Origin of the sequence: Carboxydothermus pertinax, assembly GCF_001950255.1 — a bacterium.
Taxonomy (GTDB): Bacteria; Bacillota; Z-2901; order Carboxydothermales; family Carboxydothermaceae; genus Carboxydothermus; species Carboxydothermus pertinax.
Genome location: NZ_BDJK01000055.1, coordinates 237,238 through 261,292, shown reverse-complemented (window position 1 = coordinate 261,292; position 24,055 = coordinate 237,238). Strand labels below are relative to the sequence as shown.

The 24,055-nt window shown below is 39.1% G+C and carries 29 protein-coding genes; 28 read left to right on the top strand and 1 reads right to left on the bottom strand.

Annotated elements, in window-relative coordinates; all coding sequences use genetic code 11:
- Position 1 precedes the first annotated feature (1 nt).
- From ftsY to cpu_RS11270, 6 genes are read left to right on the top strand one after another with little or no spacing between them, the layout of a single operon-like run.
- Positions 2 to 910 (top strand): signal recognition particle-docking protein FtsY, encoded by a 909-nt coding sequence (gene ftsY / locus cpu_RS11295; RefSeq protein WP_075860076.1) that lies wholly within the window; start codon positions 2 to 4, stop codon positions 908 to 910.
- A gap of 26 nt (positions 911 to 936) precedes the next feature.
- The gene (mtnP, locus tag cpu_RS11290; protein WP_075860075.1) at positions 937 to 1,734 is read left to right on the top strand and encodes an S-methyl-5'-thioadenosine phosphorylase; all 798 of its coding nucleotides are present in this window, start codon (positions 937 to 939) and stop codon (positions 1,732 to 1,734) included.
- Positions 1,735 to 1,761: 27 nt separating this feature from the next.
- Positions 1,762 to 2,997 (top strand): adenosylhomocysteinase, encoded by a 1,236-nt coding sequence (locus cpu_RS11285; protein WP_075860074.1) that lies wholly within the window; start codon positions 1,762 to 1,764, stop codon positions 2,995 to 2,997.
- 13 nt (positions 2,998 to 3,010) lie between these two features.
- Positions 3,011 to 3,643 carry a class II aldolase/adducin family protein gene (locus cpu_RS11280; RefSeq protein ID WP_075860073.1) on the top strand — a complete coding sequence of 211 codons (633 nt, stop codon included), beginning with the start codon at positions 3,011 to 3,013 and terminating at the stop codon, positions 3,641 to 3,643.
- A gap of 19 nt (positions 3,644 to 3,662) precedes the next feature.
- Positions 3,663 to 4,955, top strand: a complete 1,293-nt coding sequence (locus cpu_RS11275; RefSeq protein ID WP_075860072.1) for an amidohydrolase — start codon at positions 3,663 to 3,665, stop codon at positions 4,953 to 4,955.
- 5 nt (positions 4,956 to 4,960) lie between these two features.
- Complete coding sequence (locus tag cpu_RS11270) at positions 4,961 to 6,133, top strand: class I SAM-dependent rRNA methyltransferase (protein ID WP_075860071.1); 1,173 nt, start codon at positions 4,961 to 4,963, stop codon at positions 6,131 to 6,133.
- Here the strand turns inward: cpu_RS11270 and cpu_RS11265 are convergent.
- Complete coding sequence (locus cpu_RS11265) at positions 6,123 to 7,535, bottom strand: aspartate aminotransferase family protein (protein WP_075860193.1); 1,413 nt, start codon at positions 7,533 to 7,535, stop codon at positions 6,123 to 6,125. The genes cpu_RS11270 and cpu_RS11265 overlap by 11 nt on opposite strands.
- Positions 7,536 to 7,584: 49 nt before the next feature.
- On the opposite strand from cpu_RS11265, the gene ylxM reads away from it, so the two are divergent.
- The 22 genes from ylxM (at position 7,585) to cpu_RS11155 (ending at position 23,910) form a co-directional block, all read left to right on the top strand.
- Positions 7,585 to 7,926 carry a YlxM family DNA-binding protein gene (gene ylxM / locus cpu_RS11260; RefSeq protein ID WP_075860070.1) on the top strand — a complete coding sequence of 114 codons (342 nt, stop codon included), beginning with the start codon at positions 7,585 to 7,587 and terminating at the stop codon, positions 7,924 to 7,926.
- Positions 7,927 to 7,940: 14 nt separating this feature from the next.
- Positions 7,941 to 9,281, top strand: a complete 1,341-nt coding sequence (gene ffh / locus cpu_RS11255) for a signal recognition particle protein (protein ID WP_075860069.1) — start codon at positions 7,941 to 7,943, stop codon at positions 9,279 to 9,281.
- Between the two features lie 35 nt (positions 9,282 to 9,316).
- A complete protein-coding gene (rpsP, locus tag cpu_RS11250) occupies positions 9,317 to 9,577 on the top strand; it encodes a 30S ribosomal protein S16 (RefSeq protein WP_075860068.1) in 261 nt (86 codons plus the stop codon).
- Between the two features lie 18 nt (positions 9,578 to 9,595).
- Complete coding sequence (locus cpu_RS11245; protein WP_075860067.1) at positions 9,596 to 9,823, top strand: KH domain-containing protein; 228 nt, start codon at positions 9,596 to 9,598, stop codon at positions 9,821 to 9,823.
- Positions 9,824 to 9,861: 38 nt separating this feature from the next.
- Entirely contained in the window at positions 9,862 to 10,374 is a 513-nt protein-coding gene (rimM, locus tag cpu_RS11240) for a ribosome maturation factor RimM (protein ID WP_159434008.1), read from the top strand.
- 3 nt (positions 10,375 to 10,377) lie between these two features.
- A complete protein-coding gene (trmD, locus tag cpu_RS11235; RefSeq protein WP_075860065.1) occupies positions 10,378 to 11,139 on the top strand; it encodes a tRNA (guanosine(37)-N1)-methyltransferase TrmD in 762 nt (253 codons plus the stop codon).
- Positions 11,140 to 11,141: 2 nt separating this feature from the next.
- A complete protein-coding gene (locus tag cpu_RS11230) occupies positions 11,142 to 11,714 on the top strand; it encodes an RNA methyltransferase (protein WP_075860064.1) in 573 nt (190 codons plus the stop codon).
- A 100-nt stretch (positions 11,715 to 11,814) separates the two neighbouring features.
- Entirely contained in the window at positions 11,815 to 12,156 is a 342-nt protein-coding gene (gene rplS, locus cpu_RS11225; RefSeq protein WP_075860063.1) for a 50S ribosomal protein L19, read from the top strand.
- 74 nt (positions 12,157 to 12,230) lie between these two features.
- Complete coding sequence (ylqF, locus tag cpu_RS11220) at positions 12,231 to 13,067, top strand: ribosome biogenesis GTPase YlqF (RefSeq protein WP_077177323.1); 837 nt, start codon at positions 12,231 to 12,233, stop codon at positions 13,065 to 13,067.
- A gap of 99 nt (positions 13,068 to 13,166) precedes the next feature.
- Entirely contained in the window at positions 13,167 to 13,820 is a 654-nt protein-coding gene (rnhB, locus tag cpu_RS11215; RefSeq protein WP_075860061.1) for a ribonuclease HII, read from the top strand.
- A gap of 93 nt (positions 13,821 to 13,913) precedes the next feature.
- On the top strand, positions 13,914 to 14,270 hold the full coding sequence (locus tag cpu_RS11210) for an NADH-quinone oxidoreductase subunit A (protein ID WP_075860060.1): 357 nt from the start codon (positions 13,914 to 13,916) through the stop codon (positions 14,268 to 14,270).
- Positions 14,261 to 14,761, top strand: coding sequence for an NADH-quinone oxidoreductase subunit B (locus cpu_RS11205; protein WP_075860059.1), 501 nt, complete (start codon positions 14,261 to 14,263; stop codon positions 14,759 to 14,761). Before cpu_RS11210 ends, cpu_RS11205 begins: the two co-directional genes overlap by 10 nt.
- Complete coding sequence (locus cpu_RS11200; RefSeq protein ID WP_075860058.1) at positions 14,761 to 15,189, top strand: NADH-quinone oxidoreductase subunit C; 429 nt, start codon at positions 14,761 to 14,763, stop codon at positions 15,187 to 15,189. The genes cpu_RS11205 and cpu_RS11200 overlap by 1 nt, the downstream gene beginning before the upstream one ends.
- 12 nt (positions 15,190 to 15,201) lie before the next feature.
- Complete coding sequence (locus cpu_RS11195; RefSeq protein ID WP_075860057.1) at positions 15,202 to 16,299, top strand: NADH-quinone oxidoreductase subunit D; 1,098 nt, start codon at positions 15,202 to 15,204, stop codon at positions 16,297 to 16,299.
- A gap of 23 nt (positions 16,300 to 16,322) precedes the next feature.
- A complete protein-coding gene (gene nuoH / locus cpu_RS11190; RefSeq protein WP_075860056.1) occupies positions 16,323 to 17,375 on the top strand; it encodes an NADH-quinone oxidoreductase subunit NuoH in 1,053 nt (350 codons plus the stop codon).
- Positions 17,376 to 17,380: 5 nt separating this feature from the next.
- On the top strand, positions 17,381 to 17,794 hold the full coding sequence (locus cpu_RS11185; protein ID WP_075860055.1) for a NuoI/complex I 23 kDa subunit family protein: 414 nt from the start codon (positions 17,381 to 17,383) through the stop codon (positions 17,792 to 17,794).
- The gene (locus cpu_RS11180; protein WP_075860054.1) at positions 17,787 to 18,296 is read left to right on the top strand and encodes an NADH-quinone oxidoreductase subunit J family protein; all 510 of its coding nucleotides are present in this window, start codon (positions 17,787 to 17,789) and stop codon (positions 18,294 to 18,296) included. The genes cpu_RS11185 and cpu_RS11180 overlap by 8 nt, the downstream gene beginning before the upstream one ends.
- Complete coding sequence (gene nuoK / locus cpu_RS11175) at positions 18,293 to 18,601, top strand: NADH-quinone oxidoreductase subunit NuoK (RefSeq protein ID WP_075860053.1); 309 nt, start codon at positions 18,293 to 18,295, stop codon at positions 18,599 to 18,601. Before cpu_RS11180 ends, nuoK begins: the two co-directional genes overlap by 4 nt.
- A 23-nt stretch (positions 18,602 to 18,624) precedes the next feature.
- Complete coding sequence (gene nuoL, locus cpu_RS11170) at positions 18,625 to 20,556, top strand: NADH-quinone oxidoreductase subunit L (protein ID WP_075860052.1); 1,932 nt, start codon at positions 18,625 to 18,627, stop codon at positions 20,554 to 20,556.
- Positions 20,556 to 22,076 carry a complex I subunit 4 family protein gene (locus tag cpu_RS11165; protein WP_075860051.1) on the top strand — a complete coding sequence of 507 codons (1,521 nt, stop codon included), beginning with the start codon at positions 20,556 to 20,558 and terminating at the stop codon, positions 22,074 to 22,076. Before nuoL ends, cpu_RS11165 begins: the two co-directional genes overlap by 1 nt.
- Positions 22,077 to 23,507, top strand: coding sequence for an NADH-quinone oxidoreductase subunit N (locus cpu_RS11160; protein ID WP_075860050.1), 1,431 nt, complete (start codon positions 22,077 to 22,079; stop codon positions 23,505 to 23,507).
- Positions 23,508 to 23,553: 46 nt separating this feature from the next.
- Positions 23,554 to 23,910 (top strand): YraN family protein, encoded by a 357-nt coding sequence (locus cpu_RS11155; protein WP_075860049.1) that lies wholly within the window; start codon positions 23,554 to 23,556, stop codon positions 23,908 to 23,910.
- Positions 23,911 to 24,055: the final 145 nt, after the last annotated feature.

The following is a 24,055-nucleotide window of genomic DNA, read 5'->3' as shown; positions in this document are numbered from 1 at the left end:
TTTGGGTTTTTTTGACCGGTTAAAAGATGGTTTATTAAAGACGAAACAAAATATTGTGGCCAAAATTGAAGATGTTTTAAAAAAATCTTCGGTTGATGAGGAGCTTTTTGAAAAACTTGAAGAAATACTAATTGAAGGGGATGTAGGTGTAAAACCCAGCCTGGAGCTTGTGGAAAAACTCAGAAAGGTAGCAAAAGAACAGCGAATTTCCGATGGTGAACAATTAAAACAAGTGTTAAAAGAGGAAATTCGTACAATATTGGCTTTGGGTGATAATAGTCTCAAAGAAACTAGTAGAAATCCTCAAGTTATTTTGGTAGTTGGGGTAAATGGGGTAGGTAAAACCACAACTATTGGCAAGTTGGCTTATTATTTTAAACAGCAGGGTAAACAGGTCATTTTAGCGGCGTGTGATACTTTTAGAGCAGCGGCCATTGATCAACTGGAAATTTGGGGGAATAGAACTGGGTGCCAGGTAATAAAGCATAGCGAAGGGTCAGATCCTGCAGCGGTAGCTTTTGATGCAGTAAAGGCAGCAGTAGCTCGCAGAGCTGATATCTTAATAGTGGATACTGCGGGAAGGCTTCATACCAAAACAAATTTAATGGAAGAGCTTCGAAAAATAAAAAGGGTTATTGAAAGGGAAGTTTCAGGAGCTCCTGATGAAATTTTACTGGTTTTGGATGCCACTACTGGACAAAATGCTCTAAGCCAGGTTGAGTATTTTAATAAAGCGCTGGAATTAACTGGTTTGGTTTTAACAAAACTAGATGGTACGGCTAAAGGTGGAGTAATAATTGGGATAAAAAGCAGTTATCAAATCCCAATAAAATTTATAGGGGTTGGCGAAAAAATGGATGATTTAAGGCCTTTTGACCCCCATGAATTTGTGGAAGCTTTGTTTAATTAAAATAACCAGTAAAGGGAGGAAAATATATGACAGTAAAAATTGCAGTGATTGGTGGCACCGGGGTTTATGACCCAAAAATGTTAAAAAATCTCACTAAAGAAAAAATTTCCACACCCTATGGTGAAATTGAAGTTACTATTGGCGAACTGGCAGGAAAAAAAGTAGCTTTCCTTCCTCGACATGGTGCTGGCCATACGGTACCACCGCACCTTATCAATTACCGGGCCAACATTTGGGGATTAAAAATGCTTGGCGTAAAACAAATTATTGCGACAACTGCAGTTGGTTCATTAAATTTAGATATGAAAGGTGGCGATTTTGTTTTAATTGATCAGTTTCTTGATTTTACTAAAAACCGAATTTATACCTTTTATGATGGCGGTGAACGGGGGGTAGTTCACACTGATGTCACCGAACCTTATTGTCCTGAACTAAGGAAAATCATCTTAAAAGCAGGACATGATTTAGGTTATACCGTTCATTCGTCGGGAACTTATGTTTGTACGGAAGGTCCGAGATTTGAGACGGCTGCCGAAATAAAAATGTTTGCAAAATTAGGTGGCGACCTTGTGGGGATGACCAGTGTACCGGAAGTGGTTTTAGCTCGCGAGGCAGAAATGTGCTATGCTTCGATATCCCTTGTTACCAATTTTGCTGCTGGGATTTCACCAAATCCGTTAACTCACGAAGAAGTAGTGGAAATGATGGCAACTAAAAGCGAACAATTAAAAAACCTTATTGCCAAAACCATAGAAAACTTAGACCCCAATCGGGATTGTTGGTGTCAACATGCACTAAGTGGTCAGAAAGAATTAGGAAAGTAAATTTCCCTAAGGGAGGGGGTAATTTTTATGAGTATTATCCGCGATATAAACTTGGCTCCTGTAGGACATCAGAAAATTGAATGGGTAAAAAAATACATGCCAGTTTTAAATTATCTTAAAAATGAACTTAAAGAGAAAAAGCCTTTTGTCGGCAAAAAAATTACCATGAGCATCCATTTAGAAGCTAAAACTGCCTATCTTGCCTTAGTTTTAAAGGAACTTGGGGCAGAAGTGGCCGTAACCGGTTCAAATCCTCTTTCCACTCAGGATGAAATTGCTGCAGCACTAGTAGACCAGGGTTTAGAAGTTTATGCCTGGCATGGGGCAACTGCCGAAGAATACGAGGAGCATTTAATTAAAGCCTTAGAATTTAAACCGGATATAATTATTGATGATGGAGGTGACTTAGTCCACATTTTACATAACGTCCGGCCCGAACTTGCCGAAAAGGTTATTGGCGGTGCTGAAGAAACCACCACTGGAGTTCATCGCTTGCGGATTTTGGAGAAAAATAATGCTCTTAAATTCCCAATGATTGCGGTAAATGATGCATTTACAAAGCATATGTTTGATAATCGTTATGGGACCGGTGAATCATCGTTAACTGCTCTCATGGCTAATACTAACTTATTAATTGCCGGGAAAAATTTTGTGGTAGCAGGTTATGGCTGGTGCGGTAAGGGGGTAGCCCAAAAAGCCCGGGGGCTTGGAGCCAGGGTTATTGTTACTGAAGTCAATCCTGTTCGGGCCCTGGAAGCTTATATGGACGGTTTTGAGGTAACCGATTCCTTAACGGCAGCTAAAATTGGGGATATTTTTGTAACTGTTACCGGTTGCAAAGATGTATTTCGGGCCAAACATTTTGCAGTAATGAAAGATGGCGCCATATTGGCTAATGCTGGTCATTTTAACGTTGAAATTAACCTAGATGAACTTCAAGAAATGGCAGTTGCGGTTTCGGAAGTAAGGCCTAATATTAAAGGATACCTTTTGGCTGATGGCCGGCAGTTAAATGTAATTGCTGAAGGACGTTTAGTGAATTTAGCGGCAGGGCAGGGACATCCGGCGGAAATTATGGATCTTTCCTTTTCCCTTCAGCTTTTATCAGCTTTATATCTCTTAGAAAAGCAGGGCGTACTTTCACCTAAAGTTTATAACTTACCTCAGGAACTTGACGAAAAAGTTGCATATTATAAATTAAAATCACTTAATATTGAAATCGATAGCTTAACTGCAGACCAAAGAGCTTATTTATTCGGATAAGAAGGGGTTATTGATGAAGTTAAGTGTGGAAAAAATAAAGGAAAAAATAGTAAAAACCACCCAGAAACTCTGCCAGTATGGCCTAATGTTTTATAATTGGGGTAGTTTAAGCGTCTACATTCCTGAAGAAAATGTTGTAGTCATCACACCGTTAACTCCGGATATGGCCTGTCTTAGTACCTTTGACGTCCTAATTGTGGATATGGATGGTAACGTCTTGGAAGGAGAAAACCAGGCTAAATTTAACTTAAAACTTCACCGGCAAATTTATAATGTACGTTCGGATGTTCGAGCGATTATCCATGCTCATCCGGTTAATAGCACTGTCCTTTCCATTTTACACGAACCTTTACCGTTAATATTACCGGAGATGGTGAGAACTATTGGTAAAGATGTGCCTATTACAGGTTCTTTATTTATTGATTCCCCAGCGTATTTAGACGAAATCAAAGCTTTAGCAGAAAGGCATAATGCTTTTTTGCTAGCCAATAATGGCCTTGTAACTTTAGGCAAAAATCTTGATGAAAGCTTTAACCTTTGCCGCATGGTTGAAAAATGTTCCGAAATATACCTGCAAGCTCTCAGAGTGAAGGAACCGCGCGTCTTAAATCTTGAAGAAATAAATTATCTTAAAAATCTATTTTAAAAAAAAGGCGGTGAGAAAGGTGTCAATTTTAATAAAAAATGTGGTTATGCTTGATTTAATAAACCATGAAGCCGCAGAAAAAGACATTTTTATTGAAAAAGACCGTATTTCCCAAATAGCTTCTAAAATCAATTTATCCCCATTAACTGCTAACACGACGATTATTGACGGTAAGGGCAAAATAGCTCTTCCTGGACTTGTTAATGGTCATACCCACGTAGCCATGACTCTCTTTCGTGGGGCTGCCGATGACTTGCCATTAATGGATTGGTTAAATAACGTTATCTGGCCTAGTGAAAGTCGGTTAAAAGGAGAAGACGTTTACTGGGGAAGCTTACTGGGAATTGTTGAAATGCTGAAAAGTGGCACTACTACCTTTTGTGATATGTATTTTTTCATGGATGAAGTTGCCCGGGCGGTTGAGGAAAGTGGAATACGGGCTTTATTAAGCCGAGGGATGGTTGCTCTTGATCCTGTCAATGGCGAAAAAGGGCTTAAGGAGAGTGGCGAATTTATAAAAAACTGGCAGGGGAAAGCAAGCGGGCGGATAACAACGGCTCTAGCCCCTCATGCTCCGTATACCTGCCCGCCGGAATTTTTAAAAGAGGTTATATCAGAAGCGAAAAAATTAGGTGTTCCTATACATATCCATATTAGTGAGACGCTGGATGAAATTAAAATCATTAAAGAGAAATACGGAACTACTCCGGTAAGACATTTAGAAAATCTGGGATTATTTGAAGTAAAAACCATTGGCGCTCATTTAGTTCACGTTGATGATGAAGAAATCGAGATATTAAAACGTTATCGTGTGGGGGCAATCCACAATCCGCAGAGCAATATGAAACTTGCTTCAGGTATTGCCCCGGTTCAAAAAATGCTTGAACGGGGAGTTCTTGTAGGGTTGGGCACTGACGGGGCGGCAAGTAACAATGATTTAGATATGTTTGAAGAACTGAGAACTGCCTCATACTTGCAGAAAGTTAGTACAATGAATTCCCAAGCCTTAAATGCTAAAACCTCTTTAGAAATTGCAACTTTATTGGGAGCAAAGGCTCTTGGTTTTGAAGATATTGGGGCAATTAAAGAAGGATATAAAGCAGACATTATTTTAGTCGATGCCAATGAAACTTATTACTATCCGCGCCATAATGTTTTTAACTTGCTTGCGTATTCTGCCAAGGGGGCGGATGTCGAGACAGTTATAATTGATGGTGAGATAGTCATGAAAAACCGGGAACTAACCCGGATTGATGAGGAAAAAATTAAATTTGAGGCAAATAAACGGGGAATACAATTAGTGGCGGGGTAGATAATGTGGAAACAGTGCGCTTGCTTGGAGGAAAACCTCACCGAGTATTAGGTGGTCATCCTTGGATTTACAAAACTGAATTAGAGCAACAATATCCTTATCCTCCAGGGGAGTTAGTTCGGGTTTTTGACCATAAAAACCGCTTTATTGGAATTGGTTATTATAATCCCAACTCCCAAATTGCTGTCAGGATAATGTCTTTTGTCGATGAAGATATAAACTACCAGTGGTTTAAAAACAAAATTGAAAAAGCAAAACAGTACCGCTCGTTAGTAGTTTCTGATACTGATGCCTACCGGTTAATTTACGGGGAAGCGGATCAAATTCCAGGGTTAATTGTGGATTGCTTTGGTGATTATTTAGTTTTGCAGAGCTTAACCTATGGAATTGAAAGACTTAAGCCCTTGATAGTTGAGGCATTAATGGAAGTAGTTAAACCAAAAGGCATTTACGAACGAAGCGATGTTCCAGTGCGGGAAAAAGAGGGGTTACCGTTAGTGACTGGACTTTTGGCCGGGGAAGTACCGGAGCTGGTTATAATAAAGGAAAATGGTTTTAGATTTTCAGTAAATATCAAAGAAGGTCATAAAACCGGCTATTTTTTAGATCAAAGAGAAAACCGCTTAGCTTTAAAGCCGTTTGTGGTAGGAAAATCCGTTTTAGATTGTTTTTGTCACACCGGAGCATTTTCTATTTATGCGGCAGGCTTTGGTGCCAGGGAAGTAACGGGGGTTGATATTTCTTCTGAGGCTATCGCCAGGGCTCAGGAAAACGCCGCGTTAAATGGTTATAGCAATAAGATTTATTTTTTTGAAGCAAATTGTTTTGATTATCTGCGGGAATTGGAGAAAGAAAAGGCCAAATTTGATGTGGTGATTTTAGATCCGCCGGCCTTTACTAAAAGTAAAGCAGCATTAGAGGGAGCCATTCGTGGGTATAAAGAGATAAATTTACGGGCATTGAAACTTTTAAACGACGGTGGTTTTTTAATTACCAGCTCCTGTTCCTACCATCTTACCGAAGATTTATTTTGGGATGTATTGTATGATGCTGCATATGATGCCAAAAAAAGAGTGAGGATAATTGAAGCCCGCCGGCAAGCTAAGGACCACCCGATGCTTCTTTCCTCACCCGAAACCTATTATTTAAAGTATTTTATTTTACAAGTTATTTCTTAAATAGTGAACCAAAGACGGTTTTTAAATTGGCCGAGGCAACTCCCAGAAAACTATTGTGGCTTTCAAAAATTTCTTTAAGAGCGCTTACCATAAAATTGAGCTCTTCTTTTTCCACAATTAGGGGTGGTTCTAAACGGATTACGTTGGGGTTGTTTAAAGTATAAGCAGTGATTATGCGGTATTTATTCATCAATAATCCGGCGACAAAACTTCCAGTATATTCCCGGGCAAGATTAGTAAGTCCGGGAATTTTATTTAATATACCTTTAGGTTCATTAAATTCAATACCAATTAGTAAACCTTTTCCACGAATATCTTTTATTAAGGGATAGGAATTTTGTAAGGATTTTAACTGGTCTAAAAAATAATTTCCCAATTCGTCGGCTTTTTTTGCTAAATCCCATTTAATTAAAAGTTCCATAGCCTTTATAACAGCTGCCATTGCTTTAGTGTTTCCACCAAAGGTGGAGGTATGTAAGGTTGCTTTATCGGTTGATCCATAAGCTTTTTTCCAGATGGCATCAGAAGTTATATAGGCGCCAACAGGGATGACTCCACCGCCTAAAGATTTAGCTACGCACATAATATCCGGAACAATTCCCTCATGCTCTACAGCGAAAACTCTTCCTGTTCTCCCAAAACCCGTTTGAATCTCATCGGCAATTAATAAAGCTCCATATTTATGACAAAGCTCTAAAGCGCCTTTAAGATAGCCTTTTGGAGGAACTATAACGCCTCCTTCTCCTTGAATAGGTTCAACTATAAAAGCGGCAATAGGTTTGGATTTTAAAATACTTTCTAATTCATCTAAATCGCCGTAAACCACGGGATAACACTCCGGTAAAAGGGGTGAAAAGGGAGTTTGGTATTTTTGGCGGCCAGTTACAGATAATGCTCCAAAAGATTTTCCGTGGAAAGAATTATGGGCATAGACTATTCCTGGTCTTCCAGTATATATCCTGGCAAGTTTTAAAGCTCCTTCAACTGCTTCAGCTCCTGAATTTCCAAAGAAAACTCGTTTTAAGTTGCCTGGAGTGATTGCCGCCAGATTAAAAGCTGCAGCTCCAATCAACTGACCAATAGAAGCCTGTAAAAGATTGGGTAAATCTTTTACCTCATCGACTGCTTGCCAGATTTCTTCAGGATTATGGCCAAAGTTTAAACTGCCATAGCCCCCTAAAAAGTCAAGATACTCGTTTCCTTCATTATCCCAAACTTTTGTCCCTTTAGCTCGAACAAACTGCTTATCAAATTCTAATAAACCTAGAAGAGTTGCCAAACTTTCATTTACGTATTCCCGATAGAGGTCGCGTATATCCTGGCGGGTTAAATTTAAAGCTTTCTCTAAGGTAATGAGTTCCATATTTTTAACCTCCTTCTTTTTCCTTGACAATTTAAGTATAACTAAATAAAATACTACTGTAAAGGTTAAATACTTGACAGGTGACAAAATGATTGACGAATATGCAAGGAACGGCAGTTTACTTGAGTTATACGGCAAGTTACTCACCGATAAACAAAGAGAGATAATGGAACTTTACTATTTAGAAAATTGGTCGTTAGCTGAAATTGCCGAGTATTTCAGAATTAGCCGACAGGGAGTTTATGATATTTTACAGCGAGCGGTTCGCCAGTTAAATTTTTATGAAGGGAAACTTGGACTATTAAAAAAAGAGGAACAGCGCCAACAAACATTAAATACAATTATTCAGGATATCAGGAAAACTTTTAACTCGAAGGAATACTTAAAATTACAACCTTTTCTTGAACAAATAAAAAATCTTTTTGAGTAACGGGAGCGGATGAAATGTTTTTTGAAAACCTATCCAGTAAATTACAAGAAGTATTTAAAAAGTTAAAGAGTAAAGGGAAGCTTTCGGAAGATGATGTCAATTTGGCGATGCGCGAAGTACGAATGGCTCTTTTGGAAGCGGATGTAAACTTCCAGGTGGTAAAAGATTTTATTGCTCGAGTAAAAGAAAAAGCAATTGGGCAGGAGGTTTTAGAAAGCTTAACCCCAGGGCAACAAGTAATAAAGATTGTCCATGAAGAATTAATTGCTTTAATGGGTAAGAGTAATGCCAAGCTCAATGAAGCTGGAGCTCCTCCAACCATTATCATGTTGGTTGGATTACAGGGGGCCGGGAAAACTACTACTGCTGCTAAGCTGGCCAATTTGTTAAAGAAACAGGGTAAAAAACCATTGCTGGTAGCGGCGGATATCTACCGACCCGCAGCAATAAAGCAATTACAGATTTTAGGAGAGATTATCGATGTACCGGTTTTTACAATGGGTGAAAAATCACCGGTAGATATTGCTAAAGCTGCTTTAAACTTTGCCAAAACCAATTTAAGAAATTATGTTATTATTGATACTGCTGGACGTTTGCATATAAACGAAGAGTTGATGGAGGAATTAAGAAATATAAAGGAGTTTATAAACCCGCACGAAATATTACTGGTAGTTGATGCAATGACCGGACAGGATGCTGTGAATGTTGCTAAAACTTTTAATGAAGAGCTGGGTTTAACCGGAGTTATTCTTACTAAGTTAGATGGGGATACCAAAGGTGGAGCGGCCTTATCGGTAAAAGCTGTTACTGGCTGCCCAATTAAATTTATCGGGATGGGGGAAAAAATCGAAAATTTAGAACCGTTCCACCCTGAGCGAATGGCTTCCCGAATCTTGGGAATGGGTGATGTTTTAACTTTAATTGAAAAAGCCCAAGCCGCGCTTGATGCCGAAAAGGCCCAAAAAATGCAGGAAAAGCTAAAAAGCCGGGATTTCGATTTAGAAGACTTTTTAGATTCCATGCAGCAAATAAAAAAAATGGGCCCTTTAGAACAGCTTTTAGGTATGATTCCGGGTATGGGAAAAGTTAAGGATTTAGCAGGAATGGTAGATGAAAAGGAATTAAAGCACGTGGAAGCAATTATCTATTCCATGACCCCGGAGGAGAGAAGAAGACCGGAAATTATTGATGGTAATCGCAAAAAACGAATTGCCAGGGGTAGTGGTACCAGTATTCAAGAAGTAAATAGGCTTTTAAAGCAATTTGAACAGATGAAAAAAATGATGAAACAGTTTGGTGGTATGGAAAAACAGTTAAAGAAAGGTAAGAAAATTAAATTTCCATTCTTTACCTAATATTAATCTAGAAACCTAATAAGGGAGGTGAAACAATGGCAGTAAAAATTCGTTTAAAAAGAATGGGTGCAAAGAAAAATCCTTTCTATCGGGTAGTTGTTGCTGATGCTCGTTCTCCACGGGATGGCCGGGTTATCGATGAAATTGGTTATTATGATCCTGTAAAGCAACCGGCAGTGGCTGTTATTAATGAAGAAAAAGCCCTGGACTGGCTTAAAAAAGGAGCTCAGCTTACTGAAACAGCCCGAGCCCTTTTTAGAAAAGCTGGTGTTTTGCAGAAGTTTAACCAAAAATAGACACCGCGAGGTGGATTTATGAAAGAATTAGTAGAAGTTTTGGCTAAATCTTTGGTGGATAAACCGGATGAAGTGGCAGTAACTGTAGCCGAAGGGGAAAAAGCTATCTTAATTGAACTTAAAGTAGCGCCGGAAGATGTGGGAAAGGTGATTGGAAAGCAAGGAAGAATTGCCAAGGCACTGCGTACCTTGGTAAAAGCGGCAGCTACTAAAGAAAAAAAGAAAGTGATTTTGGAGATAATGTAAAGGGGCACATCGCCCCTTTTTTTTAAAAGGTGATGGTTGTGGAAAACTTAATTGCTATAGGGTATATATTGGGGACATTTGGTACTGAGGGTTGGGTAAAAGTTGAGCCTTTAACTAATTTCCCCCAAAGGTTTAATGAAACTAAAAGGGTTTTTTTTGAAAAAGAAGATGAAATTTTTCCTTTATATTTGGAAAAGGTTCAATTCCACACCGACAGGATAATGTTAAAGTTTCAAGGAATAAATGAGCTAAAAGAAGCAGCGAAATTAACCAGTGGATATTTAAAAATTCCAAGGTCCGAAATTTTAGCTCTTAAGGAAAATGAATTTTATATTTTTCAATTAAAAGGTCTTACAGTTTTTGATACAGAAAACCGGAAAATAGGTATAGTACGCACTGTTCTTAATAATCCAGCTAACGATTTGCTAGTAATCACTACTGCTAAAAATAAAGAGGTACTAATTCCGTTTTTAAAAGTTTTTATTAAAGAGGTAAATTTACCCGAAGGTTTCATTAAGGTATATCTTTTGCCCGGTATGCTGGAGGAATAACTCATGAAAATAGATATTTTAACCCTTTTTCCTGAGATGTTTTTGGGACCATTAAACCATAGTATTTTAAAAAAAGCTCAGGAAAAAGGAGTAATTAAAATAAATTATATTAATATTAGAGATTTTACCACTGACCGGCATCATACGACTGATGATAAGCCTTTTGGTGGTGGTGCCGGTATGGTTATGAAAGCAGAACCAGTAATTCGAGCTTATGAATCAATACCTAAAACTAAAGCCTATACTGTAATGTTGTCACCCCAGGGACGGAAATTTAACCAAAACCTTGCATGGGAACTTTCCCAAAAAGAACATTTAATATTGATCTGCGGCCATTATGAAGGTATTGATGATAGGGTGCGGCAGCTCATTGTTGATGAGGAAATTTCCATCGGCGATTATGTTTTAACTGGGGGAGAAATTGCCGCTATTGTTATTGTTGATGCAGTTGTTCGTTTGGTTCCAGGAGTATTGGGAGATGAGGCATCTCTTGTTGAGGAAAGTTTTACTAACCGCCTTTTAGAGTATCCTCAATATACTCGCCCGAGAAATTTCCAAGGTTTAGAAGTACCAGAAATATTACTTTCGGGTAATCATAAAAAAATTGATTTATGGAGAAAAAAAGAGTCACTACTTACTACTTTTTTTCGTCGCCGGGATTTATTAAAAAAAAGAGGACTTACAAAAGAAGAAAAGATTCTTTTATGGCAGGGATTTTTTGAACTAGCCATGTTAATCGACGAAATTCCTGAAAGGAGCGAATAGGGTTGGGCAATGTTTATTTAGCCCTGGTTCATTATCCCGTTTATAACAAACATCTGGAAGTGGTAACAACTTCGGTAACTAACTTAGATATTCACGATATTGCCCGGTCGTCTCGAACTTATGGAATAAAAAATTATTATATAGTTCACCCGTCGCCAACCATGAAGCAGTTAATAAAGAAAGTTTTAAACTTCTGGCAAGAAGGGTATGGGGCAAGCTATAATCCAGACCGCAAAGAAGCATTTAAAATTGTAAAATTGGTTTCTTCCCTTGAGGAGGTAATTTTTGATATAGAAAAACTTGAAGGTAAAAAGCCTTTGACAATTAGCACCGATGCAAGAATTTATTCTAACACTGTTAGTTATAATTTTTTAAGAAATAAGATAAAAGAGGATTCTAATCCTTATCTTTTGCTCTTTGGTACCGGATGGGGGTTAACCCGGGAAGTCATGGAGAGCACAAGCTTTATTTTGGAACCTATTTATGGACCTTCTGATTATAATCACTTAAGCGTTCGCAGTGCTGTAGCAATAATCTTAGATAGACTTTTAGGAGAAAATTGGTTTAGCAAATGAGGCCTTGAAAGGCTAAGAAATAAATGGTATAATTTTATCGCTTATTAAACGTTCCGCTGGACAAGGGCTCCATGAACGTGGTGGAAGGAGGGAAAAAGTTATGGATTTGTTAAAATCTTTGGAAGAAGAACAGTTGAGAACAGACCTTCCTGAGTTTCGTCCCGGAGATACTGTAAAAGTGTACTTTAAAGTAATTGAGGGTAACCGGGAGAGAATCCAGCCCTATGAGGGAGTTGTAATTAGGAAAAGAGGTTCAGGTTTAAGTGCTACCTTTACTGTACGTCGGGTTTCCTATGGTGTTGGGGTAGAAAGAACTTTTCCATTACACTCCCCGCGGATTGAAAAAATCGAAGTTACCCGTCGTGGTAAAGTAAGAAGGGCTAGACTCTATTACTTAAGGAAATTGACCGGTAAAGCTGCGCGCATTGCCGAGCGTCGATAAGAAAAGGAACGAAGGGACGATAGATCGTCCCTTTTTTCATTTCTTATTTTATTTTTACCGGAAGGGAGTTAATTATGATAAACTGGTATCCTGGCCATATGTTTAAAACCAAAAAAGCTCTAATAGAGCAGATTAAGCTTATCGATGTGGTTTTGGAAATTCGAGATGCCAGAATCCCGATCTCTAGCCAAAATCCGGACATAGATGAAATATGTCAAAATAAACCGAGAATTATCTTGTTTAATAAAAAAGATTTAGCGGATATAGAAAAGACAGAAAAGATAATCAAGAAAATAAGCTGGCCGCAGGAGGTGTATTATTCACTGGTTGATACTTGGGAATTTCAGGGGTTAAGAGAGGTCTGGCGCATCATTGATTATGTGCATGGGCAGATAAAAGATAAATGGCAAAAAAAAGGTTTAAGGCCGCGACCATTAAGAGGAATAGTAGTTGGAATTCCTAATGTCGGGAAATCAACTATAATTAATCGCCTCTTAAAAAAGTCAGTGAAAACCGGAGCAAAGCCAGGGGTTACTCGGGGGGTGCAGTGGATAAAGCTATCAGATAAATTGGAGCTTATGGATACACCAGGTGTACTTTGGCCGCGCCTGGGCGATCAGGAAGTTGGACTAAAGTTAGGGGCTACTGGGTCTATAAGCGATGAGGTTTTACCGGTGGTTGAAGTTGCTACTTGGTTATTAAAAATTTTGCTGGAGGAGGGAAAACCCGAGTTTTTTGCTCGTTTTAGCTTAAATGGAAACGAAAATATTCCGGAGGTTTTTGCCAAGATAGGTCAAAAAAGAGGTTTATTTAAAAAAGTTAAAGAACCTGATTATGACAAAATAGCGCTCGTCATTTTAAAAGAATTCCGTCAAGGTCTTCTGGGAAAATATACTTTGGACAATATGTGAAATATATAACATATTAAATAAAAAAATAAATAAAAATCTTTAATAAAAAAATTTTTTTGGCAGGGAAATTGTCCATTAATAGCGAAATATACTTTGGTTATGAAAACTTTTATTAATAATTTGCCGGCAAATCTCCAAATTGAAAATAATTTGTTTTTAAAGGGCCATGAATTGGTTGGGGGCGGTGACGAAGCGGGGCGCGGCCCGGTGGCCGGTCCTGTTGTTGCGGCAATCGTTGTAATTAAGCCTGGAATTTTCATACCTGGAGTCGATGATTCAAAATTACTTTCCGCCCAAAAGCGTAAACTACTTTTTAAAGAGATAATTAATGTGGCAGAAGATTGGTCCGTGGCAGTTGTAGAACCAGAATTGATTGACCGCTTTAATATTTATCAGGCGACAAGATTTGCCCTTAAAGCTGCTCTTTTGCATTTAAATGTTAAACCTTCTGCCTTAATTTTAGATGCGTTAAAAATTGATGGATTTTCCGGTGAACAAATAGCACTGGCCAAGGCAGATCACCTTTCGTTTACTGTTGCTTGTGCTTCCATAATTGCAAAGGTTGTTCGCGATCGAATTATGGAGCAATACGACAAAATTTATCCAGGCTACGATTTTAAAAAAAATAAGGGTTACCTCACCGCCCAGCATCGACGGGCGATAAAGAAACTTGGGCCAACGCCCATACACCGTAAAAGCTTTGAACCTATAAAAAGTTTTTATAGTCAAATGCAGCTTTTTGACGAAGAATAAGGAGGTATAAAGGGACAATTTGTTGAATATATACTGATGGGTGTAATTTGTTTTTATTAATACATTCACCAAAAAAAGGAAGGAGGGAAAGGGGTGCTAAGCCCAAAAGGTGCAATTTTAATCTTTTTCCTCACGGGTGTTTTGCTTTCTATCATTATTTTAGTATTAAATTATTTGCTGTCACCCAAAAGCAAGTCCCTTATAAAGCGAGAGCCTTATGAATGCGGACTTGAAACTATCGGACCGACTTGGGTGCAGTTTAAAGGGAATTATTTTATGTATGCCTTAGTATTTGTAATGTTTGACGTTGAAACAATATTTTTATACCCGTGGGCGATGCGTTTTAATGTTTTGGGTTTGTTTGCATTTATTGAAATGGTGATATTTATTGGAATTTTAGTTTTAGGCTTATGGTATGCCTGGAAGGAAGGGGCGTTAGAATGGAAATAAAAACTATCCAGAGTGAAGAAGAAAAGCTTATTGGAAAAAACATCTTTCTTACCACTTTAGATACAGTATTTAACTGGGCTCGGGGTAATTCGCTTTGGCCGTTGACCTTTGGCTTAGCCTGTTGCGCTATTGAGGTTATGGCGGCAGGGGGGCCCAAATATGATTTTTCGCGTTTTGGCTATGAGGTTTGGCGGCCTTCTCCCCGGCATGCGGACTTAATGATTGTTGCGGGAACTATAACAAAGAAGATGCAGCCTTTGGTCTTGCGTTTATACGAGCAAATGGCTGAACCAAAATATGTGATAGCGATGGGAAGCTGTGCCCTTTCGGGTGGACCCTTCGTTGATTCTTATCATGTTGTTCCCGGGGCAAATACCTTTTTACCGGTGGATGTTTATATTCCTGGCTGCCCTCCCCGGCCGGAGGCTTTGCTTTATGGATGGCTGGAACTTAAAAGAAAAATTCAGAATCCCCGGGTGGTGAAGAAGTAATGAATATCAATGAGGTGTTTAACCGTTTACAGGGAAAATATAATGTAGAACTTAATAACGAGGCAATTATTGTCCACGTAGAAGAACTGTTAAAAGTCTTAGAAGAGATAAAAAACATGGGGTTTGAACTCTTAAATAATCTAACTGCGGTAGATTATCCTCCGGAGAGATTTGAAGTAGTTTACCATCTTGAGTCATTTTTAAACAATTATGACATCATTACTGTGAAAACAAGCATTGATAGAAACAATCCCAGAATACCTTCAGCTTTTTCCCTTTGGCCATCGGCCGACTGGCAGGAGCGGGAGGTATATGATTTAATGGGAATTATTTTTGAAAATCATCCCAATTTAACCCGCGTCTTTTTAGGCGAAGATTTTGAAGGTTTTCCTTTAAGGAAGGATTTTAAGGTTCAATCCAACAGGTAGAGGTGGATTTAAATGTTAAAAACCCAGGAAATAGCGATAAACGTTGGCCCGCAGCACCCCAGTACCCACGGTGTGTTTCGGATTATCTTAAAGTTAGACGGGGAAACAATTGTCGATGCTGAACCGGTGGTTGGTTATTTACATCGGGGCATTGAGAAATTAGCTGAAGATCGTACTTACACCCAGGTAATTCCGTATACTGATCGCATGGATTACCTTGGCGCTATGTCTTACAATTTGGGCTATGTGCAAACTGTAGAAAAGTTGATGGGGATTGAAGTACCCGAAAGAGCTGAATTTATTCGAGTCATTGCCACAGAACTTTCCCGGATTGCCAGCCACCACGTCTTTTTAGCCAGTATGTCTTTGGATATGGGAAGTTATACAGGCTGGATGTATCCATTTCGGGACCGGGAGTTAGTATTAGAACTTTTAGAAATGCTTTCTGGCTCACGAATGACCTTTAGCTTTATGCGGATAGGTGGAGTGGCTGACGACCTACCCGAGGGATTTATTGAAAAGGCTAAAGAATATCTTCCCAAAATCCTAGAAGGGGCTGACGAGGAAGAAGGACTTTTAGCCGGAAACGAAATATTTATTGCCAGAACTAAAGGTCTTGCACCGGTATCTGTGGAGAAGGCTTTGGCCTGGGGATGGGGTGGTGCAAACTTAAGAGCTTCGGGTTTTAAATTTGATTTAAGGAAGAATCGTCCTTACAGTGTTTATGATCGCTTTGATTTTGATATACCAACTGGCTCAAAAGGTGATTGCTGGGATCGATTCTATTTAAGACTTGCTGAAATCAGGCAATCGGTTAAAATAATTGAACAGGCGCTGGAGATGATTCCTGAAGGACCAATAATGGCTAAAGTACCAAAAGTAATTAAACCACCGGTTGGTGAAGCCTACCATGAGGTGGAGGCACCTAAAGGAATCCTTGGTTACTATATTGTCAGCGACGGTTCAACCAAGCCGTACCGGATGCATGTAAGAAGGCCTTCTTATATTAATATAGGAATGTTACGGGATTTATTAATTGGAACTAAATTAGCTGACTTTATTACAATTTTTGCAAGCATTGACGTGGTTTTAGGTGATGTGGACTGTTAATTTGACAGTAGGGGAGAGAGTCTATGGGTGAAAATTTATTTGTGGGAATTGCAAAAGGTTTAAGAACCTGGCTTGAAAGTCAGCATTTATTGCCACTGGTAACCGATGTAATCTTAATGTTGTTGGCGGTTGTTGGAGTTTTGGCATTTTTATTTCTAAATGCCCTCTTTTTAATTTATTATGACCGAAAATTTGGAGCTTGGGTGCAAGCGCGTTTAGGGCCTAATCGTGTGGGCCCGCGGGGTATATTTCAAACAGTGGCGGATACCTTGAAACTTTTTGCTAAAGAAATTTTTGTACCCAGCAACGTTGACCGCTGGCCTTATCTGCTGGCACCAGTTTTAATATTTACCATTCCCGTTATGCTATTTTTAGTAATTCCTTTTGGTAAAGGGATGGTTCCTTACGATTTAAATCTAGGTATTTTGTACATTGTAGCAGTTACTTCTCTGGAAACTATTACTTTATGGATGGCCGGTTGGTCGTCAAATAGTAAATACTCTCTTTTAGGGGCAATGCGCTCCGTTGCTCAGATGTTGAGCTATGAAATGCCAGTTATCTTGGCAATGATTAGTGTAGTTATGATGGTTGGGTCTATGAAGTTATCAGATATCGTTGCCGCTCAACAAAAAGTTTGGTTTATCTTTTTACAGCCTGTTGGTTTCTTAATTTATTTTATTGCGGTAAATGCGGAAATCAAAAGAACTCCCTTTGACCTGGTAGAAGGGGAATCAGAAATTATATCCGGGCCTTATACTGAATACAGCGGAATGAACTTTGCTCTCTTCTTTTTGGCTGAGTACACCAATTTTATGATCGCGGCAATGATGGTTACCACACTCTTTTTAGGTGGCTGGAATGCACCTTTTGGGTGGACATTTATTCCGTCGTGGCTCTGGTTTTTCCTCAAAATGTATCTGGTGATTACATTATTCATGTGGACCCGTTGGACTTTCTTGCGAATCCGGATAGACCAAATGTTGAATTTTGCCTGGAAGTTCCTTTTACCATTATCTTTAGTAAATATTTTTATTACAGGCTTTGGACTGTATCTTTACCGGATGATTAGGTGGTGATAAAAATGAATGGAACTGGATTGTTAAAGGGGCTAGCAATTACTTTTAAGGAATTATGGAAGAAACCAGTAACTTTACAATATCCAGAACAAAGAGAAACTCTACCTTCAAGGTTTCATGGCTCGTTCACCCTCCACAGCGAGAAATGTATTGCTTGCGGGTTATGCCAGCAGGCTTGCCCAAATAAAGTAATAAAAGTAGGAAGCGTTAAAGACGAAAATAATAAGCGAAAACTTGCTTCCTATGAAATGGAAATGAAATACTGTCTTTTTTGTGGCCTTTGTGTTGAAGCTTGTCCCACTAATGCCATCGTTTTTAATCAGGAGTACGAATTAGCAAAGTATAAATTAGAAGATGTAAAGTTAACTCTTTTTAAAAAAGAAGAGTTAACAACTGGGGAGGGGAGCGAGAATGTTTAGTGGTGAGTTAATAAGCTTTGCGGTAATAGCTTTTTTACTGATTTTTTCGGCCCTTGGGGTTGTGTTTATGAGAAATATTGTTCACAGTGTTTTGTTTTTAGCAGCGACCTTTGTGTTAATGGCCGTAACCTACCTTATGCTTGATGCCGGTTTTCTGGCAGGGGTACAGCTGGTGGTTTATGCTGGTGCAGTCTCAATTATGGTTGTTTTTGCGGTTATGTTAACTAAGAGAAGTGATTTGCATGAAACTAATCTTTTTAACCGTCAAACCGTCCCCGGAGCAATATTAAGCCTTTTAATTTTTCTAGGATTGTCCTGGGTGTTAGTTAAAACTCCATGGAACTTAGCCGATCATCCCCAGGTGGATCCAATGGCTATTAATAAAATTGCTGATTTGATGTTTGGAAAATTTGTTATTCCTTTTGAGGTTGCGGCGATTTTACTATTAGTGGCCTTAATTGGTGCCATTATCTTGGCTCTGGAGGTGAAGCCGCAGAAATGATTACTTTAACTCATTACATGCTTTTAAGTGCTGTGTTATTTACTATTGGTTTATTTGGAGTTCTTTCCAAGAAAAATGCCATTGCTGTGCTGGTATCTACTGAAATTATGTTAAATGCCGTAAATTTAAATTTAATTGCTATCAATAAATATATTGGTGTTGACGGTTTTTACGGACAGCTCATGGCGCTTTTTGTTATTGCCGTAGCTGCAGCAGAAGTAGGAGTTGGTCTTGGTATAATCATCTCAATGTACAGAAATAAAGAAACTATATCTTTAGATGATTTTAATTTCTTAAAATGGTAGCCTTTTAGAGGGTAGGTGAAAATATGGTAGAGTTTGCAATGCACAACGCGTGGTTGATTCCACTCCTCCCAGCATTATCGTTTGCGGTTATTGCCATTTTACTCTGGCCCTGGCCCAAAGCAAGTTCGACTTTTTCCATATTAATGATTCTAACCTCCTTTGTTTTAGCTTTAGCAGTAGTTTATGGAGTTTATACGCAACCGGAACTTATTGAAAAATCGATGATTTATTCTACCCGTTGGTTTTCAATGCCTGGGCTTAGGATAGATGTTGGAATAATGCTGGACCCGACTTCGGCAATGATGCTGTGGGTGGTAACTTTAGTGGCGTCATTGGTGCAAATTTATTCTCTGGGCTATATGGAAGGAGATCCGGGCTTTTCAAGTTTTTATGCTTATCTTTCCTTATTTGCCGCTTCAATGTTAGGGCTTGTTCTTTCGAGTAATTTATTACAGATGTTTGTGTTCTGGGAACTAGTTGGCCTTTGTTCCTATTTGTTAATTGGTTTTTGGTTTTATAAAGATTCTGCCCGGGAAGCTGCAAAAAAGGCTTTTATTACAACCCGGGTTGGGGACTTTGGTTTATTGATTGGACTTTTGTCTTTACAAATTATATTTGGAACTTTAAACATCAATGAACTTGCCGAAAAAGCAGCTCACTTTCAAGATTATGTTTCCGCTGGAACTTTAACCTTAGTTTTAGTGGTATTATTTTTAGGGCCTATCGGAAAGTCCGGACAGTTTCCCTTACATGTGTGGCTTCCCGATGCTATGGAAGGCCCTACCCCGGTCAGTGCATTAATTCACGCTGCAACTATGGTTGTGGCAGGGGTTTATCTGGTAGGTCGGATTCTCTTCCTCTTTAAAGCTGTGCCCACAGCTATGCATGTGGTAGCAATAATTGGTGGATTTACTGCTTTCTTTGCAGCAACTATCGCTCTGACCCAAACGGAAATGAAACGAATCTTAGCTTATTCAACCATAAGTCAGCTGGGTTATATGATGTTAGCGTTAGGGGCAGCTAGCTTAACAGCTTCAATGTTCCACCTGATGACCCATGCTTACTTTAAAGCTTTAATGTTTTTAGGAGCAGGTTCCGTGCTCCATGCTTTACACGATAAGGCACATATCCACGAAATGGGTGGTCTTTACAAGAAAATGCCCTGGACTACCTGGACCTTTGTTATTGGAGCCTTAGCTATAGCTGGCATACCACCTTTTGCTGGTTTTTGGAGTAAAGATGAAATTTTGCTGGTAGTTAAGGAAGCAGCCCACGAAGCTCCAGGTATTTACACACCTTTATTCTGGTTAGCCCTAATAACTGCCTTTTTAACGGCCTTTTACATGTTCAGGCAAGTTTTCACGGCTTTTTTTGGGCCCGAGAAACCGGAAAATCATCCTCATGAGGCTCCTTGGAATATGCGTCTACCTTTAATTGTTCTGGCTTTCTTTTCCATCGTTGGTGGCTGGGTTGGTCTTCCCTGGTTGGAAAGAGGGTTTGGTTACTGGGTCAGAATGGGTGAATATCACCATGCAGAACCGGACTACATCTTAATGGGAGTTTCAGTTTTGGTGGCCTTGGCTGGTATTTGTCTTGCTTACCTGATGTATCTGAAAAAAGCTATTGATCCTGATAAAGTGGCTGAGAGAGCCGGAATACTTTATAAACTTTCCTATAACAAGTATTACATTGACGAAATTTATTTATGGTTTAACCAAATGGTTGTAGATGGCTTAGGCAAGCTTTTATACTGGTTTGACCTATATATTGTGGATGGAATTGTTAATGGTATTGGTGCTTTAACCCGGGGGTCTGGAGCAGTGTTACGTTTTACCACTACCGGAAGCCTCCAGAATTATGCCTTAGTTATTTTCCTGGCGATTTTGGTAATTACCCTTTATTTTGCCTTTGGTGATGCCTCCTATGCATCGCTATTTTTAGGAGGTGGTAAATAATGCATTTCCCGTTATTAACAACGACGCTTTTTGCCCCGGTAATTGGTGCTCTGGTAATAGCTTTTATTCCCAAAGACGAGCATAAAACCATTAAAGCTGTTGCGGCTTTTGCTATGTTTATTTCACTATCCTTATCCCTTTATGCGTTCTTTGGTTATGATATTGCCAAAGGTGGTTTTCAGTTTGTGGAAAAATACAACTGGATTCCTGATTTAGGGGTACAGTATTACTTGGGCGTTGACGGCTTAAGCTTGCCGATGCTAGTATTAACTAATCTTTTGGGCTTTGCAGCAATTTTTGCATCGTGGAACGTCAATAATCGTCCCAAAGACTTCTTTATACTATTTTTACTTCTGATAACTGGGGTAATGGGTACTTTCATTGCCCAAGACCTGTTTATATTCTTATTATTCTATGAAGTAGTGGTTATACCAATTTATATTATGGTAGTAATCTGGGGAAGTTCAAAAAGGGTTACAAAAGAATACGCTGGTATGAAACTTACCATTTACTTATTAATTGGTAGTGCGTTCTTGCTCTTTGGTTTAATTTCCCTTTATGTGAAGAGCATCGACCTGTTGGGCTACCCAACAATGAATATTGAGGCTCTATCAAAGGTGGTCTTTCCCAAAGAGTTTCAAATCACTATTTTCCCCTTTTTACTGTTTGGTTTTGGTTCGCTTCTTTCGATGTGGCCGTTCCACTCCTGGTCTCCAGACGGTTATGCTGGGGCACCAACGGCGGTTTCGATGATCCACGCTGGGGTCTTAAAAAAGATTGGTGGCTACGGCTTAATTAGAATTGGGCTTTTCTTACTTCCGGATGGGGCAAAATACTGGGCACCAATTATTGCTATTCTTGCTACTATAAACGTTGCCTACGCAGCTTTAGTGGCTTTGGCCCAAAAAGATTTGAAGTATGTGGTTGGTTATTCCTCGGTTAGCCATATGGGGTACGTGCTTTTAGGTATTGCTTCCCTCAATATTATTGGGATTAACGGAGCAGTTGCTAACATGTTTGCCCATGGTGTAATGGCAGCTTTATTCTTTTCGATGATTGGATTTGTTTATGAAAAAACTCATACCCGTTATATTCCAGATTTAGGCGGGCTTGCTCATCAAACTCCGAAATTAGCAATAGGTCTTGTAATGGCTGGGATGGCATCTCTTGGCCTTCCGGGATTAATTAGCTTTGTTCCTGAATTTACAGTGTTTGTTGGTATATGGAAAAGTGATGTAATTGTTCCCAAGGTTCTTGCAGTAATTGCTATCGCTGGGGTTATTATCACTGCCCTCTACGTGTTGCGGGCGCTGGCGTATTCCTTATTTGGTCCGCGGCGGGAAGAATATGACCACCTGAAGGATATTCGGGGTGCAGAACTTGTTCCTTTGGTGGTTTTAGGTTTTGTCTTAATAGCTGGTGGCGTGCTACCGTTTTTAATCATGGATATGGTTAATAGCGGAGTCGCTCCTATCCTGGCCAAGTTAGGTGCAACAATGGCGATAGGGGGGAAGTTTTAAATGAGCGTTAATATAAATTATCTCTTACTTGTTCCTGAAATTTTAGTTTTATCACTGGGAATACTTCTCTTTGTGTTAGCGTTAATTACCCCCCGGAATTTACAAAAAGGTATCGGTTATTTATCGACTATTGGACTTTTAGGTATTTTGCTGTATATGCCTGTTGCCTGGAAATATACGGGAATGGCCATTGAAGGCATGTATCAGGTTGATAAAGTTTCCCTGTTTTTTAAGGCCTTAGCCTTATTATCCGGGGTGTTTGTAACAGCCATTGCCCCAAGGTATATGGAAAAAATAGGATATTACAGTGAGTTTTTCGTCTTTGCTGTATTCACAGTTTTAGGTATGATGGTTTTGGTGTCCGCTACTGATTTCCTGACGCTATACCTTGGCCTTGAGCTTATGACTATTTCCTTTATAATTCTCGCTTCCTACAAACGAGACTCGGCTATTGGGGCTGAAGCGGGAATTAAATATCTCATTTTGGCGGGAGTATCGTCAGCAGTTCTGCTTTATGGTTTGTCCCTTTTCTACGGTCTCACCAAAACTCTAAACATAGCTGATATTGCCTTAATGGTTAAAACTAATGGTGTAACCCCAGCCTTTGTTTTGGGGATGGTTTTGGTACTGGCTGGATTTGCCTTTAAAATTTCTGCAGTACCTTTTCATATGTGGGCACCGGACGTTTATCAAGGAGCTCCAACCCCTGTTACTGCCTTTTTAGCAACTGGGTCTAAAGCAGCATCCTTTGCTATCTTCATACGGTTTTTCTACTTAGCATTCCCTGGAATACGGGAACATTGGGTTGGACTTTTGGCAACCCTGGCTGCTCTTACCATGGTGGTTGGAAACTTGGTAGCGATTCCACAGACTAATTTAAAGCGCATGCTTGCCTATTCAAGTATTGCTCAGGCAGGGTATATTTTGGTGGGTTTTTTAGCTGTAGATTTTGCCGGTATTAAAGCAATGATGTTTTATTTAGCTGTCTATCTTATAGCCACTATTGGGGCTTTTACGGTTGTAACGGTTTATGAAAATGTAACAGGAAAAGAAGAAATTCGGGAATTTGCTGGCCTTGCCCAACGTTCACCGATTATGGCAGCGGTCTTAGTTGTTTCGCTCCTTTCTATGGCTGGGATACCACCACTAGCAGGGTTTGCCGGAAAGTTTTATTTATTCTTCCCGATAATTAAGAACTGGGGCTGGCTTGCTTTGCTGGCGTTAGTTATGAGTATGGTATCAGTGTATTATTATTTGCGGGTAGTATTAGTGGTGTTTCGGGATGAACCGGAAGATAAAACTCCAATACCACTCTCAAATTCAATTTATTTTACATTGATCATTACAATGGTTGCTACCATTATCCTGGGATTTTACCCAACTCCGTTGGCAAAAATAGCCCAGGAAGCGGCCAAATTGTTTATTAAGTAAACGGAAAGCCTTTTGGCTTTCCGTTTATTACATTTTGGAGGGAAAAATGAATCGAAGAGAGTTAGGTCAAAAGTGGGAAGAGTTAGCCGAACAGTATTTGGAAAGAAAAGGTTATCAAATTCTCAACAGAAATTATCAAATTCGCGGTGGGGAAATAGATATCATTGCCCAAGAGGGAGAGTTTTTGGTATTTATTGAGGTAAGATATCGTTCGGATATTTCTTATGGTACACCATCGGAAACGGTAAGTAAGAAAAAAAAAGCTGCTTTAAAAAAAGCAATTAAAGTTTACATTCACCAAAATTATCTTTATCATTTACAACCTCGAGTAGATTTAATTGGGATAGAGCGAACGGCAAAGGGTTTTTTGCTAAATCATTACCAAAATGTTATAGACTTTTAGTCTTAATGAAAAAAACAGGTGGATGGTAAATTGGAAAAACTAAAAACAGGAATTTTTAGCTAGAAATTTTATTTATGATTTGATAAAATAAACAAAAATCTAAAGCACATTTAAATATTATCCTGTTTGCCTAACTCGCTTTCGC

Excerpts from the sequence above, each read along its gene's own strand:
- rnhB (WP_075860061.1), top strand. The coding sequence starts at position 13,167 with ATGAAAACTTTTATTAATAATTTGCCGGCAAATCTCCAAATTGAAAAT.
- cpu_RS11205 (WP_075860059.1), top strand. The coding sequence starts at position 14,261 with ATGGAAATAAAAACTATCCAGAGTGAAGAAGAAAAGCTTATTGGAAAA.
- rpsP (WP_075860068.1), top strand. The coding sequence starts at position 9,317 with ATGGCAGTAAAAATTCGTTTAAAAAGAATGGGTGCAAAGAAAAATCCT.
- cpu_RS11285 (WP_075860074.1), top strand. The coding sequence starts at position 1,762 with ATGAGTATTATCCGCGATATAAACTTGGCTCCTGTAGGACATCAGAAA.
- nuoL (WP_075860052.1), top strand. The coding sequence starts at position 18,625 with ATGGTAGAGTTTGCAATGCACAACGCGTGGTTGATTCCACTCCTCCCA.
- cpu_RS11165 (WP_075860051.1), top strand. The coding sequence starts at position 20,556 with ATGCATTTCCCGTTATTAACAACGACGCTTTTTGCCCCGGTAATTGGT.
- mtnP (WP_075860075.1), top strand. The coding sequence starts at position 937 with ATGACAGTAAAAATTGCAGTGATTGGTGGCACCGGGGTTTATGACCCA.
- cpu_RS11160 (WP_075860050.1), top strand. The coding sequence starts at position 22,077 with ATGAGCGTTAATATAAATTATCTCTTACTTGTTCCTGAAATTTTAGTT.
- cpu_RS11280 (WP_075860073.1), top strand. The coding sequence starts at position 3,011 with ATGAAGTTAAGTGTGGAAAAAATAAAGGAAAAAATAGTAAAAACCACC.
- cpu_RS11180 (WP_075860054.1), top strand. The coding sequence starts at position 17,787 with ATGTTTAGTGGTGAGTTAATAAGCTTTGCGGTAATAGCTTTTTTACTG.
- trmD (WP_075860065.1), top strand. The coding sequence starts at position 10,378 with ATGAAAATAGATATTTTAACCCTTTTTCCTGAGATGTTTTTGGGACCA.
- rplS (WP_075860063.1), top strand. The coding sequence starts at position 11,815 with ATGGATTTGTTAAAATCTTTGGAAGAAGAACAGTTGAGAACAGACCTT.
- cpu_RS11245 (WP_075860067.1), top strand. The coding sequence starts at position 9,596 with ATGAAAGAATTAGTAGAAGTTTTGGCTAAATCTTTGGTGGATAAACCG.
- ffh (WP_075860069.1), top strand. The coding sequence starts at position 7,941 with ATGTTTTTTGAAAACCTATCCAGTAAATTACAAGAAGTATTTAAAAAG.
- ylxM (WP_075860070.1), top strand. The coding sequence starts at position 7,585 with ATGATTGACGAATATGCAAGGAACGGCAGTTTACTTGAGTTATACGGC.
- cpu_RS11185 (WP_075860055.1), top strand. The coding sequence starts at position 17,381 with ATGAATGGAACTGGATTGTTAAAGGGGCTAGCAATTACTTTTAAGGAA.
- nuoH (WP_075860056.1), top strand. The coding sequence starts at position 16,323 with ATGGGTGAAAATTTATTTGTGGGAATTGCAAAAGGTTTAAGAACCTGG.
- nuoK (WP_075860053.1), top strand. The coding sequence starts at position 18,293 with ATGATTACTTTAACTCATTACATGCTTTTAAGTGCTGTGTTATTTACT.
- cpu_RS11195 (WP_075860057.1), top strand. The coding sequence starts at position 15,202 with ATGTTAAAAACCCAGGAAATAGCGATAAACGTTGGCCCGCAGCACCCC.
- ylqF (WP_077177323.1), top strand. The coding sequence starts at position 12,231 with ATGATAAACTGGTATCCTGGCCATATGTTTAAAACCAAAAAAGCTCTA.
- cpu_RS11200 (WP_075860058.1), top strand. The coding sequence starts at position 14,761 with ATGAATATCAATGAGGTGTTTAACCGTTTACAGGGAAAATATAATGTA.
- cpu_RS11155 (WP_075860049.1), top strand. The coding sequence starts at position 23,554 with ATGAATCGAAGAGAGTTAGGTCAAAAGTGGGAAGAGTTAGCCGAACAG.